The 600-nt window shown below is 65.0% G+C and carries 1 protein-coding gene; it reads right to left on the bottom strand.

Annotated features, from left to right (window positions below):
• Positions 1-600 (bottom strand): (2Fe-2S)-binding protein (locus QT222_RS00110; RefSeq protein WP_491475912.1); only part of this gene is annotated, 600 nt, incomplete at both ends.

Genomic DNA, 600 nt, shown 5'->3' with positions numbered 1-600 from the left:
GTCGGAGGGACTGCCGTCGTCGAACGCCGCGAAGTCGAGGTCCGTCTCGGCTGTCGCGGGGTCTTCGTCGCGGTTCATCGTCGTCGCGTGGAGCATGTGCTTGAGCGCGGCCTGCGAGAGTTGTTCGCCCCACATGGCGTGGCGTTCGCCCTTCCAGCGCTCCTGATAGAGGTCGTCGAGCGAGGAACGGACGATTGCTTCGTCGTATTCGGGGGCGAGTTCGTTCGCCATCCGGTGACAACAGATTGCACCCTGACAGTTGCCCATCGAGGCGCGCGTCTGAATGCGGACGGAGTTGAGGTCCGTGCCCGCGGTGTCCAGTGCGTCCTGAATCTCGGCGCGAGTGACGGCCTCGCACTCACAGACGACCGGGTTCGGGTCGATGCTGTTGAGCACGTCGTCGGCGCGCGAGCCGAGTCGCTGGACCGAGCGACGGCCAATCGGCGAGCGCAGGCCGAAGTCGTCCATGTAGTCACGAAGGACGGAGAAGTCCTCGCTGCCCGGAAGCGGCACGTCGGCGGTGCGGCACTCGGCTTCGACGTCGAGTTTTTCGCAGACGTGGTCGGAAATCTTCTCGGCCATCATCCGGTAGGTCGTGAG

The organism is Haloferax sp. s1 (assembly GCF_058382125.1).
Note: the sequence above shows the minus strand (reverse complement) of the source record. Positions and strands in the feature narration are given on the sequence as shown.